A 17,194-nucleotide genomic window follows, 5' to 3' on the forward strand; every position below is an offset into this window, starting at 1 on the left:
GACAGTAGGCTAGACATAAGTGCCAGATCTACTCACTCGATGACGAGGAGAAGTCATGCTCCGGCACCACCGCGCGGCCACTGCCCGCCTGACGATCGCGGCCACGACCGCCGCGGCGGCGGTCCTCACGCTCACCGCCTGCGGCAGCGGCGGCCCCGAGTCCGACGGGATGATCACCGTCTGGACCGTCGAGACGCAGCCCGAGCGCCTCGCGATCCAGCAGGCTGCGATGGACGCCTGGGCCGAGGAGTCCGGCCTGGAGACGGACCTGGTGCCGGTCGAGGAGGACCAGGTCTCCCAGCTCCTGTCCGCCGCGGCCCTCTCCGGCGAGGACATGCCCGACGTCGTCAACGCGATCAGCCCCGGACTGGTCCGCTCCTTCGACCGGGACGGGTACCTCGACCGGGACGCCGCCGCGGAGGTGGTCGACGCGCTCGGCGCCGACACCTTCACGCCGCAGGCCCTGGAGCTGACCAGCGACGGCGACGAGCTGCTCGCCGTCCCGTCCGACGCCTGGCCCATGATGGTCTACTACCGCACCGACCTCTTCGAGAAGGCGGGCCTGGAGCCGCCCGCCACCTACGACGACCTGCGCGCGGCCGCCGAGGAGCTCACCGCCGACGGGCGGTACGGGATCACGCTGTCCACCGACGCGGCCGACCCGTTCACGCAGCAGACGCTGGAGTTCCTGGCCCAGGGCAACGGCTGCGAGCTCGTGGACGACGCCGGGGAGGTGACCCTCGACAGCCCCCCCTGCACCGAGACCGTCGAGCTGTACGGCGACCTGGCGGGCGAGTTCTCGCCCGAGGGCTCGCAGGGCGTCGAGTCCACGCGTGCGTCGTACTTCGCCGGGCAGGCCGCGATGGCCGTCTGGTCGTCGTTCCTGCTCGACGAGATGGCCGGGCTGCGGGAGGAGTTCACGCCGTCGTGCGACGAGTGCGCCGACGACCCGGGCTGGCTCGCCGACCACACCGGCGTGGTGCCCGTGGTGGAGGGGCCGTCCGCGGGCGGCGACGGCGGGGACGCCGCCGGCTACGTCGAGTTCGTGTCCTGGGGTATCACCGACGGCGCGGACCCCGAGACGACGGACTTCGTGGAGTACATGATGTCCGACGCGTACGAGGACTGGCTGGCCATGGCGCCCGAGGGCAAGGTGCCCGTGCGCACCGGTACGGCGGACAACCCCACCGAGTACACCGACGCGTGGTCCGGGCTGGAGATCGGCGTCGACTCCCGGCAGACGTTCTCCGACGTCTGGCCCGCCGAGGTGACCGACACCCTGGCCGCCGCCCCCGAGTCCGCGGACCGCTGGGCGCTGCCGCAGGGCCAGGGCGTCATCCTGGGCCCGATCACGAGCGAGCTGCCGCTCGCGAAGGCGGCGGCGGACCTCGGGTCGGGCAGCGTCGACGCCGCCGAGGCGCAGGCGACCATGCAGGAGGCGGTCGCCGAGATCGCCGGCCGCGACTGACCCGCCGGCCGGGGCAGAGACCATGGACAGGGGCCGGGTGCGGAGCGCGAGGCGCACGACGTCGAAGCTGCGTGGCCGCGAGAGCCGCGACGGGATCACGCTCGTCGCGCCGGTGGTGCTGGTGACGGCTGCGATCATCGTGGTCCCCATCGTGTGGACGGTGGTGCTGTCGTTCCAGGACGCGCGCTACGTGGACGTGGCCCGCAACGGCCTGTTCAACGAGCTCACTCTCGACAACTACGCCGACGTGCTCACGTCGCCGGCGTTCTGGCAGGCGCTCGTGACCACCGTCCAGTACTCGGTGGCGACCACGGTGGGCTCCATCGGCGTGGGCCTCGTGGCGGCACTCGCGTTCCGGGACCGGTTCCGGTTCCGGGCGCCGCTGCGGGCAGTGATGCTGCTCCCGTACGTGGCGCCGGTCGTGGCCACCACCTTCGTGTGGCAGGTGGCGCTCAACCCGCAGTACGGCGTGGTGAACGCGTTCGGCACGCGGGTGCTCGGCTGGGAGCACCCGGTCAACTTCCTCTCGGCCGCGCCTACGGCGCTCGGCACCGTGATCGTCTACGACATCTGGCGGTACTTCCCGTTCGCGTTCCTCTTCCTGGGTGCGGCCCTGACGGGCCTCAGCAAGGAGATCGAGGAGGCCGCGGTGGTCGACGGCGCCACACCGCTGCAGAAGTTCTGGTTCGTGGTGCTGCCCCAGCTCCTGCCCACGGTCGCCCTGCTCGTGCTGTTCCGCATGGTCATGGCCTTCAACGAGTTCGACGACGTCTACCTGCTCACCGGCGGCGCCGCAGGCACGCAGGTGGCCTCGGTGCGGGTGTTCGAGCAGCTCACCGGGTCGAGCGACATCGGCGGCGCCAGCGCGACCGCCGCCGTGATGGCCGTGTTCCTGGGGATCGCGCTGGCGATCTACCTGCGGCTCACGGCCCGGCAGCGGGAGGAGACGCGATGAGCACGGTGTCCGTCCAGAGCAGCGTGCTGCGGGTGCTGCGCGTCGTCGTCATCGTGGCCCTGGTCGCGGCGACCGTGCTGCCGTTCGTCTACATGCTGAGCCTCAGCTTCGTGCGCATCGACGACCTGCTGCGCGACCCGCTGCGGGTGTTGCCGCAGCTCGACCGGATCACCACCGAGACCTACCGCGCCGTCCTGGCCTCCGAGGAGGACGGCGGGTACGGGTTCGCGCGGTTCATGCGCAACTCCGCGATCGTGGCGGTCGCGGCGTCGGCGCTGACGGTCGCGCTCGTGGTGCCGGCGTCGTACGCGCTGACGCGGCTGCGCTTCGCCGGGCGCTCGCAGGTCTCGTGGCTCTTCCTGGCCGTGTACCTGTTCCCGACGATCATCATCGCGGTGCCGGTGTTCGTGGGCTTCCAGGTGCTGGGGCTCGGGTCGTCGCTGGTGGGGCTGGTCATCGCGTACGTGGCGCTGACCGTGCCCGTCTCGGTGCACATGCTGCGCAACTACCTCGCGGGCATCCCCGAGTCGATCGACGAGGCCGCGGTGATCGACGGGGCCTCCCGGTTCCAGATCATGACCCGCATCACCGTGCCGCTCGCGATGCCGACCATCATGTCGACGGCGCTGTACTCGTTCATGATCGCGTGGAACGAGTTCCTGTTCGCGCTCCTGTTCCTGTCCGCCAAGCAGGACCTGTGGACCGTGTCGCTCGGTCTCACCCGCCTCGCCGACGGCCAGGAGGTCTCGAAGACGGTTCTCATGGCGGGCAGCGTGCTCCTCACCGTGCCGATCGTGATTCTGTATGGAGTAGCCGAGCGTGCCCTCACCGAGGGACTGACCGCGGGGGCCGACAAGGGCTGATCGGCCCGGGAACGACGAGGGCCGACCGGCCCGAGAAGAACTGAGGAACGACGTGGCAGCAGGCGCGGGCGAGATCCTGCAGCTCATCCGGAGCGGACGGGCGACGACGCGGATCCAGGTGCTGGAGGCGACGGGGCTCTCCCGCGTCACCGTGGCGCAGCGGATGGACGCGCTCGTGGCGGCGGGGATCGTCCGCGCGGCGGGCGACGCCGGGGCGACGGGCGGACGGCGTTCGGAGCGGTTCGTGTTCGACCCGACCGACTCGCTGGTCCTGGTGGCGGCCCTGGAGCTGGGCCAGACTCTGCCTGATGCCGCGTCCTCGCGGGGCTCGCAAGCTCACTCCTCGGACACGGCGGTACTCGCGGTCGTCGACCCGCACGGGGCGCTCCTCGCCCGCGCGTCGCTGGCGGTGGACGTCGCGGCGGGACCGGAGGCGGTGCTGCCGCAGCTCCTCGACGGCTTCGACGACCTGCTGGCCGGCGCCGGGATCAAGCCCGCCGGCATCGGCGGGGTCGCGCTGTCGGTACCCGGCCCCGTGGACCCGCACGACCACCGCCTGTCCGATCCGCCGGTGATGCCGGGCTGGGGCGCATGGCCGGTCGTCGAGGCCGTGCGCGCCCGGTTCGACGTGCCCGTCCACCTCGAGAACGACGCCGACGCGATGGCGTACGGCGAGTTCACCGAGCTCGGCGCCGGGCGGGACCGCAGGCCCGAGCCGTTCGTGCTGGTCAAGGTGTCCCGATTCCTCGGGGCAGGCCTGGTCGTCGACGGACGTACCTACCGTGGGACCGACGGCGGGGCGGGCGACATCGGGCACGTCGACGTGGGTGGTGACGCCGTCTGCCGCTGCGGCCGGCGGGGCTGCCTCGCCGCGGAGGCGGGCGGGACGGCGCTGCTGCGCCGCCTCGGCGAGGCGGGGTCCGACGTCGGCTCGCTGGCGGAGCTGCGCGCGCTGGCCGAGCGTGGCGACGCCCTCGTGACGGCCGAGCTCGAACGGGCCGCCGGGCTCATCGGGCGCGTGCTGGCGGTCGTGGTCGGGGTGCTCAACCCGGCCGACCTGGTCGTGGCCGGCGAGCTTGCGGTGCCCGCCGTGATCGCGGGGATCCGCGCGGGCGTGTACGCGGGCGCGCAGCCCCGGGCGACCGCCCGCCTGCGGATCCGGGCCGCCGCGCTCGGGCCCGACGCAGTGCTCGTCGGGTTGGCCCGGGTCGCGATCGACGACCGCTTCTCGGCCGAGGCCGTGGACGCCCGGCTCGGCTGACTTCGGATCAGTAGAACCGATTCGCGCGAGCGGGTGATCTTCTCTCCTTTACTGAGTTGTGATCAGTAAAAGCGTTCCGCAGGGCCATGCCCCCAGGTAACTTCTGCGCAGACGCCCGCCACTACGGGCTTCGTGCTCGCCAACGACGGCGAGCCCGGCGGGCAGGGGCGCCGGTCCGACAACTTCCGCGGGGCGACGAAGCCCGCAGAACGAGAGGCGAACCGATGACGCAGCTTCATGCATCACCGAGACCACGATCAGGACCAGGGCCCACGATCCTCGCGGCCGTGGGTGTCGCCATGCTGTTGATCGGCGCCATCGTCGCCACGGCCTTCATGCTCCTGTTCCAGGGCGGCGTGGCGGACGGCGCGGTCAAGCTCGACGACGGCGCGAGCACCCTGAACGACGGCGTCCAGTCCGAGCTGGTCTCCGGCGTCGGCGACTTGAACGCCGGGGCCACCGAGCTCAACAACGGTGTGCAGAACGACGTGGTGCCGGGTGCGTCGAAGCTCGCGGACGGAACCGAGGAGCTCGACGCAGGCGCCGCGAAGCTGCGCGCAGGCGTGATCAAGCTGCACGACGGTTCCAAGAAGATCGCGGACGGCACCGCGGAGACCGCGGAGGACGTCTCCGACCTCGCGGACGCCTCGCTGCTGCTCACGGATGGTTCGACGAAGCTGAACGCGGGGCTCGGCGAGCTCAACGACGGTCTCGGTGAGCTGAACGCCGGGGCTCCGGCACTGTCCGACGGTGCTCAGCAGCTCGCGGGCGGTTCCCTGCTCGTGGCGGCGGGCGTAGCGACGGTCAGCGATGGCGTGACCCCGCTCGACGCGGGTGCGCGCCAGCTGGCCTCTGGGGCGCGCCTCGTCGCCGACGGCGTCGGCGAGGTCGACTCCGCCGCGGCGCAGATCGCGGGCGGTTCCGCACAGGTCCGCGACGGCAACCAGGAACTCAGCGCCGGGCTCTCGCAGCTCGCGGCCAACAACGGCACGATCCTCGGTGGAACCGCTGCGCTCCAGGCGGGTGCCGGCAAGCTGGCAGCCGGTGCCGTGACCCTCGACGCGGGGGCGGACCAGGTCGCCGGCGGCCTCGCGCAGCTCAACGCCGGTGCACCCGCGCTGGCCAAGGGCGCACAGGACGCGGCGGTGGGCGCGGAGGAGCTGAAGTCCGGTACCGCGACGGTGGCCGGTGGTGCTTCGGCGGCACAGTCCGGGGCGGGCACGCTGGCCGCGAAGATCGGTGACCTTGTGGCCGGGGCGGACAACGTGCAGGGCGGCAACCTGGCTCTTCAGGACAAGCTGACTCAGCTCGCCGGCGCCACCGACGACCCCACGCTCAAGGCGCAGCTCGCGGCTCTCGCAGAGTCGTCGGGTGACCTGGCTGCCGGTGCCGGTCAGGTCAGCGCCGGCGCCTCGCAGGCCCAGGCCGGTGCGTCGGGGCTCGCCTCGTCTCTCGGTGAACTGTCGGCAGGGGCGTCCAAGGTCGCCGGCGGTGCGGAAAAGCTGGCTGGCGGCACGGCTCTCGTGTCGGCCGGTGCGCAGAAGGTCGAAGGCGGCCTCGCGCCCCTCGCGGCCGGTGCGGCCAACCTGGCGGGCGGCTCGGAAGACCTCAAGGTCGGCAGCGCGAACCTGCAGGCGGGACTCGGGCAGCTCGCTCCCGGGATCCAGCAGTACGTGGCTGGTGTCGGCTCGGCGTACGCGGGCAGCACCGAGCTCGTCGCGGGTGCGAAGAGCCTGGCGGGCGGCTCTGCGACGCTGGCGCGGAGCACGCCGGTCCTGGCGGCGGGAGCCGAGACGCTCGCGTCCGGGAACGCCTCGCTGGCTGTCGGTACGGGACAGCTCAAGGGCGGCCTGCCCGCACTGCTCTCTGGTGCGACCCAGGTTGCCGGCGGAAACATCGCGCTGGCCGGCAAGACACCGGCCCTCGTCTCTGGCGTGCAGCAGCTGCACGACGGATCCGGGCAGCTCTACGACGGTTCCGGCCGCCTGGTCGTGGGCATCGTCGAGGTGCGCGACCGCGTCGTGCCGAAGGTCGAGAAGTCGCAGAAGCTGGCCGACGGGTCGGTCAAGGTGCGCGACGGGCTCAAGGAGGCCCGGACGGGTGCCCGCGACCTCGTCCAGGGCACGGGTGCGGTCGACGAGGGCACGCACACGCTGGCCGCGGGCGCAGTCACTCTGGCCGACGGCACGCAGCAGCTCGCCGACGGTTCCGCCAAGCTTGCGGCCGGCACGTCCGACGTGGCATCCGGGACCGAGCAGCTGTCCGACGGCACCGGTGAGCTTCGCACCAGCATGGACGGTTCACCGCTGGGTGCCGTCGGCGTCGGCGTCATCGTCCTCGCGGCGCTCGGCGTGCTGGCCGCCGTCGCGGGCCTGATCCTGCTGGGTCGGCGCCGCGCCTGACGTGATCGGCGGCGGCCTGGTGGGGCCGCCGTCGATCACCCTCGATCGCCGGGAACGGAGCACCCGCTCCGTTCCCGGCGATCGTCATGTCAGGGGCCCGCTGTCAGAGGCCGGCTGTCACAGCTCGGCGAGCATCTGGTCCAGGCGGTCGATCTCCGCCATCTGGTCGGCAGCGATGTTGTTCGCCAGCTCCAGCACCCGCTCCTCGCTGCCCGCTCCGGCGACGTCCTTGCACATGGCGAGCGCACCCTCGTGGTGCTTGATCATGCCCTCCAGGTACAGCCGGTCGAACTCCGCCCCGGACGCGTCCTCGATCTTCGCCATCTCGGCGTCGGTCAGCATGCCGGGCATGGCGGCGTCGTGCCCGTGCTCCGGCGCCCGCGGGCCCGAGCCGTCCCCGCCCTCCGCGGTCACGGGCACGGGATAGTCGTTCTCCTCCAGCCAGCCGGACATGAGGTCGATCTCGCTGCCCTGGACCACGTCGATCCGGCTTGCGAACTTCTTGAGCTGCTCCGACCCGGCGCGCTCCGGCGCGAGCACCGACATCTCGATCGCCTGCCCGTGGTGCCAGATCATGTCGGTCAGGAACTCGGCGTCCGCCTTCGAGAAGGGCGCCTCCCCGTTCGGCGCTCCCTCGTAGTCCTCGGGTGCGATGGTCTGCGCGGGCTCCCCCGGCTTGCCCGGCTGCACGACCACCGAGCTCGGCGTCGAGACCGCCTCCGGCTCCTCGTCCGGGCCGCAGGCCGACAGCACGAGGGTCGGCGCGAGCACGGCCAGGCCGATCACGGCCGTCCGGGCGCGGGCTCGTCGTCCGGCACCTGTCAGCGTCTTCACGGGCGGATCCTCTCGTACGGACTGAACCGCGTCATCGTTCGGTCATGGGCCGGGCGGCCGCACGCCATCGGACGACGTCTGCGCCGGAATCTACAACACGGCATGTCAGCCCGACACCACGGCCAGATGTCGCTTCCGCGCCGCTAGGTGACGCTTTGTCACCACCATGTTAAAGATCCCGAAACTCCTGGTCCTGAGAGGTCCCTGTGAGCAACACTGCCCTCAACCGACCTAGGAGGTGTGACGCCCGTGCGTCGTCCAACCTTTACCCGACCTCGTGTGCGAGGTGCCGCCGGCGCCGCTCTCGCCGCGATGATCGCGGCCACGGCCTTCGCGGCACCCGTTGCCGCGGACGTCGCAGCTCCGGACGTACCCCCGGGCGAGACCGCGTCCGAGAACATGACCCACCTGAGCAACCAGCCCAAGAACGGCGCCCTCCAGGGCACCGGCTCGGACATCGCGTTCCAGGGCAAGTACGCGTTCGCCGGCAACTACGACGGCTTCACCGTGTACGACCTCTCCGACAAGGAGAACCCGGAGCAGGTCGTGCAGGTCTACTGCCCGGGCTCGCAGAACGACATCTCGGTCTACAAGGACATCCTGGTGCTGTCCACGGACTCGTCCCGCAGCGACGACTCGTGTGCCTCGACGTCGCTCCCCGCCACCGAGAAGGCGGCCTGGGAGGGCATCAAGATCTGGGACATCTCGAACCCGCTCGCCCCGGAGTACATCAAGTCGATCGAGACCGAGTGCGGTTCGCACACGCACTCGCTCGCACCGTCCAAGGACGGCGACAACCTCTATGCGTACGTGTCGTCCTACTCGCCGAACGCGACCTTCCCGGACTGCCAGCCGCCGCACGACTTCATCTCGATCGTGAAGATCCCGGTGAAGAAGCCGACGTCGGCCACGCTCGTCGCCACGCCGAACCTGTTCCCGGACGGCGGCTACGAGGGCGACCCCGACCGCCGTGCCTCCACGACGAGCGGCTGCCACGACATCACCACCTACGCCAAGTACGACCTGGCGGCCGGTGCGTGCATGGGTGACGGCATCCTGCTGGACATCAAGGACCGTGAGCGTCCCCGGGTGATCAGCCAGGTGCGGGACACGGAGAACTTCGCCTTCTGGCACTCCGCCACGTTCAACAACGACGCCACCAAGGTGGTCTTCACCGACGAGCTCGGCGGCGGCGGTCTCGCGACCTGCACCGGCGAGTACGCGCCGGAGCTGGGCGCCAACGGCATCTACGACATCGAGCGCGGGCGCCACGGCAAGAAGGAGCTCGAGTTCGCGTCGTACTACAAGATCCCGCGCATCAACACGGCCAACGAGAACTGCGTGGCGCACAACGGCTCGCTGATCCCGGTCGAGGGCAAGGACCTGATGGTCCAGTCCTGGTACCAGGGCGGCGTGTCGGTGTACGACTTCACGGACTCGCACAACCCGCGTGAGGTCGCCTGGTTCGACCGCGGCGAGGGCATCAGCAGCGGCGGCACGTGGTCCACGTACTACTACAACGGCTACGCCTACTCGAACGACCTCGGCATCGGTTTCGACACGTTCGACATCGACGACTCGATCGACGGCAAGGCCGAGCGGGTCAAGCAGAAGTCGCTCAACCCGCAGATGCAGGAGTCGTTCGGGCGCTGACCCGGCCGGCGTCCTCCGACGTCTGACACCCGAGGCCCACCGGCAGTCCGCTGCCGGTGGGCCTCGGCATCTTCTTCGAGGCCGGGGTTGCTTCGCTTTGAACGGCCGCACAGCGGAGAAACCCCGGTCTCGAAGAGGAGTGCCTGGTCAACCCGTTGCGCCAAGCACACCGCATCAGGGTTTTCCGTGATGGCGCGGACGGTGCTTTCTGTGGGAACCTCCCGGACATGACGCCCCAGGACTCGACGACCGAGGAGACCACCCCGCCGTCGGGCAGCGTGACGCCCGCGGACGACGGCGGGACGCCGTCCGCCTACGGGCTCGGACGGCGGCTGCGCATCATGGGCGCCGTCCTCGCCGGCGGCCTCGCCGTGGTGCTGGCGCTGCTGCTCTGGCTCGGCGTGCTGGTCCCCGCCAAGCAGGAGGCGGCCGGGTACTCGGAGGCCGACTCCGGCTACGCCGCCGTGGCGATCGAGCACAACGCGCAGGCCGTGCAGCTCGCGGCCCTCGCGCCGGGACGTTCCACGGACGACGACGTGCTCGCCCTGGCCGTCGAGGTCGGCGAGGCGTCGGCGGGCCGGGTCGACGAGCTCGCCGCCTGGCTGGAGGCCCGGGACATCCCGGTCCCCGCCGCCGGCCGGGAGGCCCTGGCGCTCGCCGAGGGCGGCCTCACGACCGAGGTACCGGACGACGGCAGCGGGCCCCGGGCGGGCACGACGGCGCACTCCCACGAGGGCGGGAACCACGGCATGCTCACCGACGAGCAGATCGACGCCATGGCCGGTCTCCAGGGCTCGGAGTTCGACATCGCGCTGCTCGCCGCACTGGTCGAGCACCACTACGGCGGGCTGCAGCCGGCCGACAAGGAGATCGAGGGCGGCACGGACGCCGAGGCCATGGCGCTGGCCCAGTCCGAGGCCGACGCGATCCGGGTCGAGGTCGAGGACGTCCGTGACCTGCTTGCCGCCGTCGGCGGGCCGGGCTCCACGAACGACCAGACGAACTAGGGGCGCCGCGGCGCCCCCGTCAGGGCGCCGTGACGAAGATGTCGAACAGCTCCGGGTGGTGGCCGTGCACCAGTACGGCGAACACCACGGCGTCGAACAGCAGGTGCACCGCCACCACGTAGCTCAGCGACTTGAACTTGGCGAAGATCCAGCCCTGGACCAGCGCGAACGGCACGGTCAGCAGCGGCCCCCACTCGCGGTAGCCGAGCTCCCACAGGAACGACACGAAGATCATCGACTGCAGGATGTTCGCCTGCCACATCGGGAAGTGCTTGCAGTACAGGGCGAACACGACGCAGATGAAGAACAGCTCGTCCCAGATGCCCACGGCGTTCACGCCGATGAACAGCCGCCAGATGTCCCCCGTCCCCTCCAGGTCAGGCCAGTTCAGGTAGGCGCCCGAGCCCAGGAAGTAGAACGGCAGCAGGAAGTATCCGATGATCACCACGAGAGCGAGGTAGATCCACTGTCCGGGGCTCCAGCGCTGTCCGGTCGCCACCGGGAACCGGATGGTGTCCTGCTTGAAGACGAACCGGGACAGCGCCCACGGCACCAGCACCGACCCGCCGAGCGCGAGCGTGAAGCGCAGCATCCCGGCGTCGGACAGGTCAGCCTTGAGCGAGATCAGCGAGATGATCCCCATGCCCACGCCGACCAGCGCCAGGTCGCGGCCGAGGGCGCGGTCGGCCCACAGGCCGAGCGCGATGCCCAGCACCAGCGGCAGGTACGCGACCGGCCGGATGTGGACGGCGAACAGCAGGATCGCCGACGCCGACACGAGGAAGGCGGCGGTGAGGCGTGCCGGGCCGACCAGCGGCGTGGGCAGGGTAAGGGTCACGGGACGAGGCTCCCATACCGGGCGGGTACTCCGCTGACCTCGGGGCCTGGTTCTTGGTGCTCCGGGACAACTAGAGTCTGTCCGTAGTCAGGATTCACCCAGCATCCGGCCCGCGCCAGGGCCGGCCACCCGGCAAGGAGGCCGTCGTGCGCTCACCCGAGCACGTTGAGCTCGTTCGGAACGATCCGAACCTTCCCCCGGTCGCGGTCATCGACCGCAGACCCATGACCACCAGCAAGAAGCTGATCTTCGCCGTGATCGGGCTCGTCACGGCCATCGCGTGGGCCCTGGTCGCGTTCGTGCGCGGCGAGTCGGTCAACGGCGCGTACTTCGTGGTCGCCGCCGTCGGTACCTACGTCATCGCCTACCGCTTCTACGCCCGCCTGATCGAGTACAAGGTCGTCCGCCCGCGGGACGATCGTGCGACGCCGGGCGAGGAGCACGAGAACGGCCGCGACTACGCCCCGACCGACCGCCGCGTCCTGTTCGGCCACCACTTCGCGGCCATCGCGGGCGCCGGCCCGCTGGTCGGTCCCGTGCTCGCGGCCCAGATGGGCTACCTGCCCGGCACCCTGTGGATCATCATCGGCGCCGTGCTGGCCGGCTGCGTCCAGGACTACCTCGTCCTGTGGCTGTCCACCCGCCGCCGCGGCCGCTCGCTCGGCCAGATGATCCGCGACGAGATGGGCTCGGTCGGCGGCGCCGCCGGCCTGATCGGCGTGTTCGTCATCATGATCATCATCCTGGCCGTGCTCGCCCTCGTGGTGGTCAACGCCCTGGCGGAGTCGCCGTGGGGCGTGTTCTCGGTGGGCATGACCATCCCGATCGCCCTCTTCATGGGCGTCTACCTGCGGTACATCCGTCCGGGACGGGTGTCCGAGGTGTCGGTCATCGGCGTGGTGCTGCTGGTGCTCGCGATCGTCGCGGGCGGCTGGGTGGCCGACACCACCTGGGGCGCCGAGATGTTCACGCTCGACAAGGTGACCGTCGCCTGGCTCATCGTCGGCTACGGGTTCCTCGCCTCCGTGCTGCCCGTCTGGCTGCTGCTCGCCCCGCGCGACTACCTGTCCACGTTCATGAAGGTCGGCACCATCGTGCTGCTCGCCGTCGGCGTGATCATCGCGCAGCCCGCGGTGCAGGCCCCCGCCGTGTCGAGCTTCGCGATCGAGGGCAACGGGCCGGCGTTCGCCGGATCGTTGTTCCCGTTCCTGTTCATCACCATCGCCTGCGGTGCGCTGTCCGGGTTCCACGCGCTGATCTCGTCCGGCACCAGCCCCAAGCTGGTCGAGAAGGAGAGCCAGCTGCGGATCATCGGCTACGGCGGCATGCTCACCGAGTCGTTCGTGGCCATCATGGCGCTGGTCACGGCCATCTCGATCGACCAGCACCTGTACTTCACGATGAACGCCCCGGTCACGCTCACGGGCGGCGAGCCCGGCACGGCCGCGGACTACGTGAACGGGCTCGGCCTCGCCGGCCCGCCCGCCACGGCGGCCGACATCCAGGGCGCCGCGGACTCGGTGGGCGAGGAGTCGATCGTCTCGCGCACCGGTGGCGCGCCGACCCTCGCCTTCGGCATGTCCCAGATCCTGGGCTCGTTCCTCGGCGGCTCCGCGATGACGGCCTTCTGGTACCACTTCGCGATCATGTTCGAGGCGCTGTTCATCCTCACCACGGTCGACGCCGGCACGCGCGTCGCCCGCTTCATGCTGTCCGACACGCTCGGCAACCTCGGCGGCCCGCTCAAGCGGTTCCGCGACCCGTCCTGGCGCGTGGGCGCGTGGATCTGCTCGATCGTGGTCTGCGGCCTGTGGGGTGCCATCCTGCTGATGGGCGTGACCGACCCGCTGGGCGGCATCAACACGCTGTTCCCGCTGTTCGGCATCGCCAACCAGCTCCTCGCCGCGATGGCGCTCGCCCTGGTCACGGTGGTCGTGGTCAAGAAGGGCTACCTCAGGTGGGCGTGGATCCCGGCGGTCCCGCTGGTGTGGGACCTCGCGGTGACGATGACGGCGTCGTACCAGAAGATCTTCTCGCCCGAGCCGAGCCTGGGGTACTGGGCGCAGCACAACGCGTTCCGCGAGGCGCGGGACGCGGGCGAGACGTCGTTCGGCACCGCGGCCGACCCCGCGGCGATGGACGCCGTCATCCGCAACACGTTCCTGCAGGGCACCCTGTCGATCGTGTTCGCGGTGCTCGTGCTGGTCGTGGCCCTGGTGGCGCTGTGGGTGTGCGTCAAGGCGATCCGTGCGGGCGGCCTGCCCACCACGGAGGAGCCGGACGCCGAGTCGACCACCTTCGCGCCGTCGGGCCTCATCCCGACCGACGTCGAGAAGGAGGTGGCGGCCCAGTGGACCGCCTACTACGAGGCCAACCCGGACCAGGTCAGGACGGGGACGCACGCATGAGTGCGCTCGTGGCACGGACCCCGGGGCCGCTCGCCGTCGTGCGCCGGGGCTGGCGCGCCCTGACCTGGTACGTGACCGGCGTGCTGGGCGAGAGCGACTACCAGCGGTACGTGGCGCACCTGCGCCGCGCCCACCCGGACGCCGCGGTGCCGACCGTGGGCGAGTTCTGGCGGGACCGGTACGCGGCGCAGGACGCGAACCCGGGCGCGCGCTGCTGCTGACCCGCAGCCTCCGTGTCAGACGTACAGGTCACCGGAGTGACCTGTACGTCTGACACGTCCACGGTCGTCACGTCAGGTGGTCGAAGTCGCCGTTGGTCCAGGCCGCGTGGCGGTCCGCCGAGCGCAGCACGATGTCGCGGGCGTCGACCGGGATGACGCCCCGGAAGTTGTTGTAGAGCCGGTCGAACTCGAACCGCGCCACGTGGTGCGCCACGCGCCGCACGACCGGGCCCGACAGCGGGATCCGGTTCGGGTAGCTGCGCATGAAGGACACCGACGTGCGGTCGGGGTTGGCGAAGATGGTGTCACCGCTCAGCAGCACCCCCTTGCCCGCCGCGCCCGAGGCCCAGTGCGCCACCGCGGACCCCGGGAAGTGCCCGCCCGGCTGGCTCAACGTCACGCCGGGCAGGATCTCGCGGTCGCCCTTCCACAGCTCGACGGCGTCGTCGGGCCGGGCGAGCCAGCCGGCGTCGGCCTCGCTGACCAGGATCGGGACCCCGCCGAGGCGGCGGCTCCACTCGACCTGCACCCCGTACATGTGCGGGTGGCTCGCCACGATGAACGCCAGCCCGCCGAGCTCGCGCACGGCGTCGACCGCGGCGTCGTCCACGTAGCCGGGGACGTCGAACATGAGGTTCCCCGCCGGGGTCCGGACGATCTTCGCGGTGGGGCCGATGCCGACGTCGGGCACCGTGTCGAGGCCGTACAGGTCCGGCTCCAGCTCCTCGACCGCGATGCTCTCTCCCGCGGCCGCGAGCTCCTCCAGCGTGGTCCAGCGCTGGCCGTCGGCGGGCACCCACTGGCGTTCGTCGGCGCAGACGGCGCACATCTCGGGCCGGGACTCGTGCTCCACACCGCAGGTGCTGCAGATCCAGAACGTCATGCGAGGACTTCCCTTCGTCGGGCCGGTGCTCCGCCACGTCGCGTCAGCCGGTGCTCGCCACCTTGCGTCACCGTGCGGGCCGTGTCCAGCAATTCTCGTCCGGGACCTACGTCTCCGTCTCAAGGTGGAAGCGGCCGTGCCCCCGGTTTCCTACGCTGGGGGCATGGCCGTAGCCCTACCTCAGCCGGATTCCCGGCGCTCCGACGTCGACGCGCGGCGCCCCGACGTCGATGCCCGACGCCCCGACGTCGACGCCCGGCGGCCCGCCGCGCCGTCCGACCGCGCCCGGGCCGCCGGGAGCCGGCTGGCGGACTGGTTCGGCGTCGACGCCGACTGGGAGCGGGTGCCCGCCGGCCAGAAGGCCTACCGCCGGGACCTGTTGCTGGGGGCCGGCTTCGCGGTGTTCGCGGCCCTCTCGATCGAGCTCGGCCTCAGCATGGGCCTCTTCGAGGGCATCGACCTGCCGATGTGGCTCGTCTACCTGCTCGGTGTCGCCAGCACCGTCCCGCTCGCGTGGCGCCGCCGCTATCCCCTGATATCGCTGGTGCTCGTGTACGCGGCATGGCTCGGGCTCGGGCTGACCATCCCGTCGGCCACGATGCTCATGCCGATGCAGATCATGTACTTCGTGGCGATGTTCACCGCCGTGGCGTGGGCGCGGGACCGGCGGGCCATGCTCATCGTGGTCAGCGCGTGCACCATGGTGATGCTCGGGTGGGTGGTCTGGATGTTCGCGGTGCAGCAGGGCATCGAGACCATCCTGGACGAGTTCCCGACGCCGGCCGACTGGCCCGGCCAGATGGACCCGTACCTCGCCAACGCCATCTACCAGGTCATCATGAACGTCGCGTTCTTCGGCGGCGCGGTGCTGGCCGGCCAGATGCAGTGGAACGCGGCACGGCGCCGGGACCTGCTCGCGGAGCAGGCCGTCACGATCGAGCGGCAGGGGACCGCTCTGACCGATCAGGCCGTGGTCACCGAGCGGATCCGGATCGCGCGCGAGCTGCACGACGTGGTCGCGCACCACGTGTCCGTGATCGGCATCCAGGCGGCCGCCGCGCGCCGCGTGCTGGACCGGGATCCCGCGCGGGCCGCCGAGGCCCTGGCCACGATCGAGCGCGAGTCGCGCGAGGGCGTCACGCAGATGCGGAACCTGGTGGGCACCCTGCGCACGGTGCCCGACGGCGGCACGTCCGCCGGGCCGGACGGCGCCTCCCGCGCGCCCGAACCGGGTCTGGCCGACCTCCCGGCGCTCGCCGCCGCGGACGACGACGGTCTGGACACGACGTACCGGCAGGTCGAGGAGCCGCCCGGTGCGGCCCGTGACGTGCCCGATCCGATGGGGCTGAGTCTCTACCGCACCGCCCAGGAGGCGATGGCGAACGTGCGGAAGCACTCGACGGCCCGGTCCGCGACGGTCACGCTCCGCGTGGTCCGCGGCCCGGAGGCGCTGGCGGACGAGCGGTTCGCGCACGGCTACGCGGAGGTGGAGGTGCTCGACGACGGCCGGCCCCGCCACGGGACGTCCGGCTCGGGGCTGGGCCAGCTCGGGATCCGGGAGCGCGTCTCGACGCACCGGGGTGTGGTCGAGATCGGGCCGCGGGCGATCGGCGGGTACCGCGTGCGTGTGCGGCTGCCGCTGCCCGCCCCGGACACCCGGCCGGCCGCGCAGCCGGCGGCCCGGCCGGTTGCCCGGACCGAGGCCGCCGGATGACGCGCGTGCTGCTGGTCGACGACCAGGCGCTGGTGCGCTCCGGCTTCTCCCTCATCCTCTCGGTGGAGGACGACCTCGACGTGGTCGGCGAGGCCGGCGACGGCGCGACGGCGATCGAGCTGACGCGCGAGCTGCGTCCCGACATCGTGCTCATGGACGTGCAGATGCCTGTCATGGACGGCATCGAGGCCACGCGCCGCATCGTCGCGGAGGACCTCGCCAAGGTGCTCGTGCTGACCACGTTCGACCACGACGAGTACGTGTTCGACGGCCTCGCGGCCGGCGCCTCCGGGTTCCTGCTGAAGAACTCGGACGCGGAGCACCTCGTGGAGGCCGTGCGGACGGTGGCGGCCGGGCACGCGCTGCTGGCCCCGCAGATCACGCGGCGGGTGATCGAGCAGATGGTGGCGGGGGAGCGGCCGCCGTCGGGCACGGTGGGGGCCCCGCGCCAGACGGCGAAGCCGGCCCCCGCCGGGCTCGCGCTCCTCACCCCGCGCGAGCGGGAGGTGCTGGAGCTGGTCGGCACCGGGCTGTCGAACGCCGAGATCGCCTCGACGCTGTTCCTCGGCGAGGCGACGGTCAAGACGCACGTCTCGAACGTGCTGTCCAAGCTGCACGTGCGCGACCGCGTCCAGGCCGTGGTCCTGGCCCACCGCCTGGGCCTGGTCTGAACGGGGCCTGATCCGA

Annotated in this window: 14 protein-coding genes; 11 read left to right on the plus strand and 3 right to left on the minus strand. The window is 71.4% G+C overall.

Features of this window, described 5'->3' with window-relative positions; translation table 11 throughout:
* Nucleotides 1-55: 55 nt before the first annotated feature.
* The 5 genes from ACIPN7_RS01845 to ACIPN7_RS01865 all read left to right on the plus strand — a co-directional run bounded on the left by ACIPN7_RS01845 (nt 56) and on the right by ACIPN7_RS01865 (nt 6,949).
* A complete protein-coding gene (locus ACIPN7_RS01845; RefSeq protein WP_400537402.1) occupies nt 56-1,468 on the plus strand; it encodes an ABC transporter substrate-binding protein in 1,413 nt (470 codons plus the stop codon).
* Between the two features lie 22 nt (nt 1,469-1,490).
* The gene (locus ACIPN7_RS01850) at nt 1,491-2,423 is read left to right on the plus strand and encodes a carbohydrate ABC transporter permease (RefSeq protein WP_400537404.1); all 933 of its coding nucleotides are present in this window, start codon (nt 1,491-1,493) and stop codon (nt 2,421-2,423) included.
* Nucleotides 2,420-3,286, plus strand: coding sequence for a carbohydrate ABC transporter permease (locus tag ACIPN7_RS01855; RefSeq protein ID WP_400537406.1), 867 nt, complete (start codon nt 2,420-2,422; stop codon nt 3,284-3,286). Before ACIPN7_RS01850 ends, ACIPN7_RS01855 begins: the two co-directional genes overlap by 4 nt.
* A gap of 52 nt (nt 3,287-3,338) precedes the next feature.
* Complete coding sequence (locus ACIPN7_RS01860) at nt 3,339-4,547, plus strand: ROK family transcriptional regulator (RefSeq protein ID WP_400537408.1); 1,209 nt, start codon at nt 3,339-3,341, stop codon at nt 4,545-4,547.
* Between the two features lie 287 nt (nt 4,548-4,834).
* Nucleotides 4,835-6,949, plus strand: a complete 2,115-nt coding sequence (locus ACIPN7_RS01865) for a hypothetical protein (RefSeq protein WP_400537410.1) — start codon at nt 4,835-4,837, stop codon at nt 6,947-6,949.
* Nucleotides 6,950-7,066: 117 nt separating this feature from the next.
* Here the strand turns inward: ACIPN7_RS01865 and ACIPN7_RS01870 are convergent, their stop codons facing one another.
* Entirely contained in the window at nt 7,067-7,783 is a 717-nt protein-coding gene (locus ACIPN7_RS01870; protein ID WP_400537412.1) for a DUF305 domain-containing protein, read from the minus strand.
* Between the two features lie 279 nt (nt 7,784-8,062).
* On the opposite strand from ACIPN7_RS01870, the gene ACIPN7_RS01875 reads away from it, so the two are divergent.
* Together ACIPN7_RS01875 and ACIPN7_RS01880 are read left to right on the plus strand one after the other, a co-directional pair.
* Nucleotides 8,063-9,436, plus strand: a complete 1,374-nt coding sequence (locus ACIPN7_RS01875) for an LVIVD repeat-containing protein (RefSeq protein ID WP_400537414.1) — start codon at nt 8,063-8,065, stop codon at nt 9,434-9,436.
* A gap of 227 nt (nt 9,437-9,663) precedes the next feature.
* Nucleotides 9,664-10,443: a DUF305 domain-containing protein gene (locus tag ACIPN7_RS01880; RefSeq protein ID WP_400537416.1), complete on the plus strand. Its 780-nt coding sequence runs from the start codon at nt 9,664-9,666 to the stop codon at nt 10,441-10,443.
* Between the two features lie 19 nt (nt 10,444-10,462).
* Here ACIPN7_RS01880 and ACIPN7_RS01885 read toward each other — a convergent pair whose 3' ends face one another.
* Nucleotides 10,463-11,281, minus strand: coding sequence for a type II CAAX prenyl endopeptidase Rce1 family protein (locus ACIPN7_RS01885; protein WP_400537418.1), 819 nt, complete (start codon nt 11,279-11,281; stop codon nt 10,463-10,465).
* A 224-nt stretch (nt 11,282-11,505) separates the two neighbouring features.
* On the opposite strand from ACIPN7_RS01885, the gene ACIPN7_RS01890 reads away from it, so the two are divergent.
* Complete coding sequence (locus ACIPN7_RS01890) at nt 11,506-13,689, plus strand: carbon starvation CstA family protein (RefSeq protein ID WP_400537420.1); 2,184 nt, start codon at nt 11,506-11,508, stop codon at nt 13,687-13,689.
* Nucleotides 13,686-13,910, plus strand: coding sequence for a YbdD/YjiX family protein (locus ACIPN7_RS01895; protein WP_400537422.1), 225 nt, complete (start codon nt 13,686-13,688; stop codon nt 13,908-13,910). The genes ACIPN7_RS01890 and ACIPN7_RS01895 overlap by 4 nt, the downstream gene beginning before the upstream one ends.
* 67 nt (nt 13,911-13,977) lie before the next feature.
* Here the strand turns inward: ACIPN7_RS01895 and ACIPN7_RS01900 are convergent, their stop codons facing one another.
* Nucleotides 13,978-14,793 (minus strand): hydrolase, encoded by an 816-nt coding sequence (locus ACIPN7_RS01900; RefSeq protein ID WP_400537424.1) that lies wholly within the window; start codon nt 14,791-14,793, stop codon nt 13,978-13,980.
* 163 nt (nt 14,794-14,956) lie between these two features.
* Here ACIPN7_RS01900 and ACIPN7_RS01905 point away from each other — a divergent pair, with 163 nt between their 5' ends.
* Nucleotides 14,957-16,507, plus strand: a complete 1,551-nt coding sequence (locus tag ACIPN7_RS01905) for a sensor histidine kinase (protein ID WP_400537426.1) — start codon at nt 14,957-14,959, stop codon at nt 16,505-16,507.
* Nucleotides 16,504-17,178, plus strand: coding sequence for a response regulator (locus ACIPN7_RS01910; RefSeq protein ID WP_400537428.1), 675 nt, complete (start codon nt 16,504-16,506; stop codon nt 17,176-17,178). The genes ACIPN7_RS01905 and ACIPN7_RS01910 overlap by 4 nt, the downstream gene beginning before the upstream one ends.
* Nucleotides 17,179-17,194: the final 16 nt, after the last annotated feature.

The organism is Promicromonospora sp. NPDC090134 (assembly GCF_044746965.1).
Classification (GTDB): domain Bacteria; phylum Actinomycetota; class Actinomycetes; order Actinomycetales; family Cellulomonadaceae; genus Promicromonospora.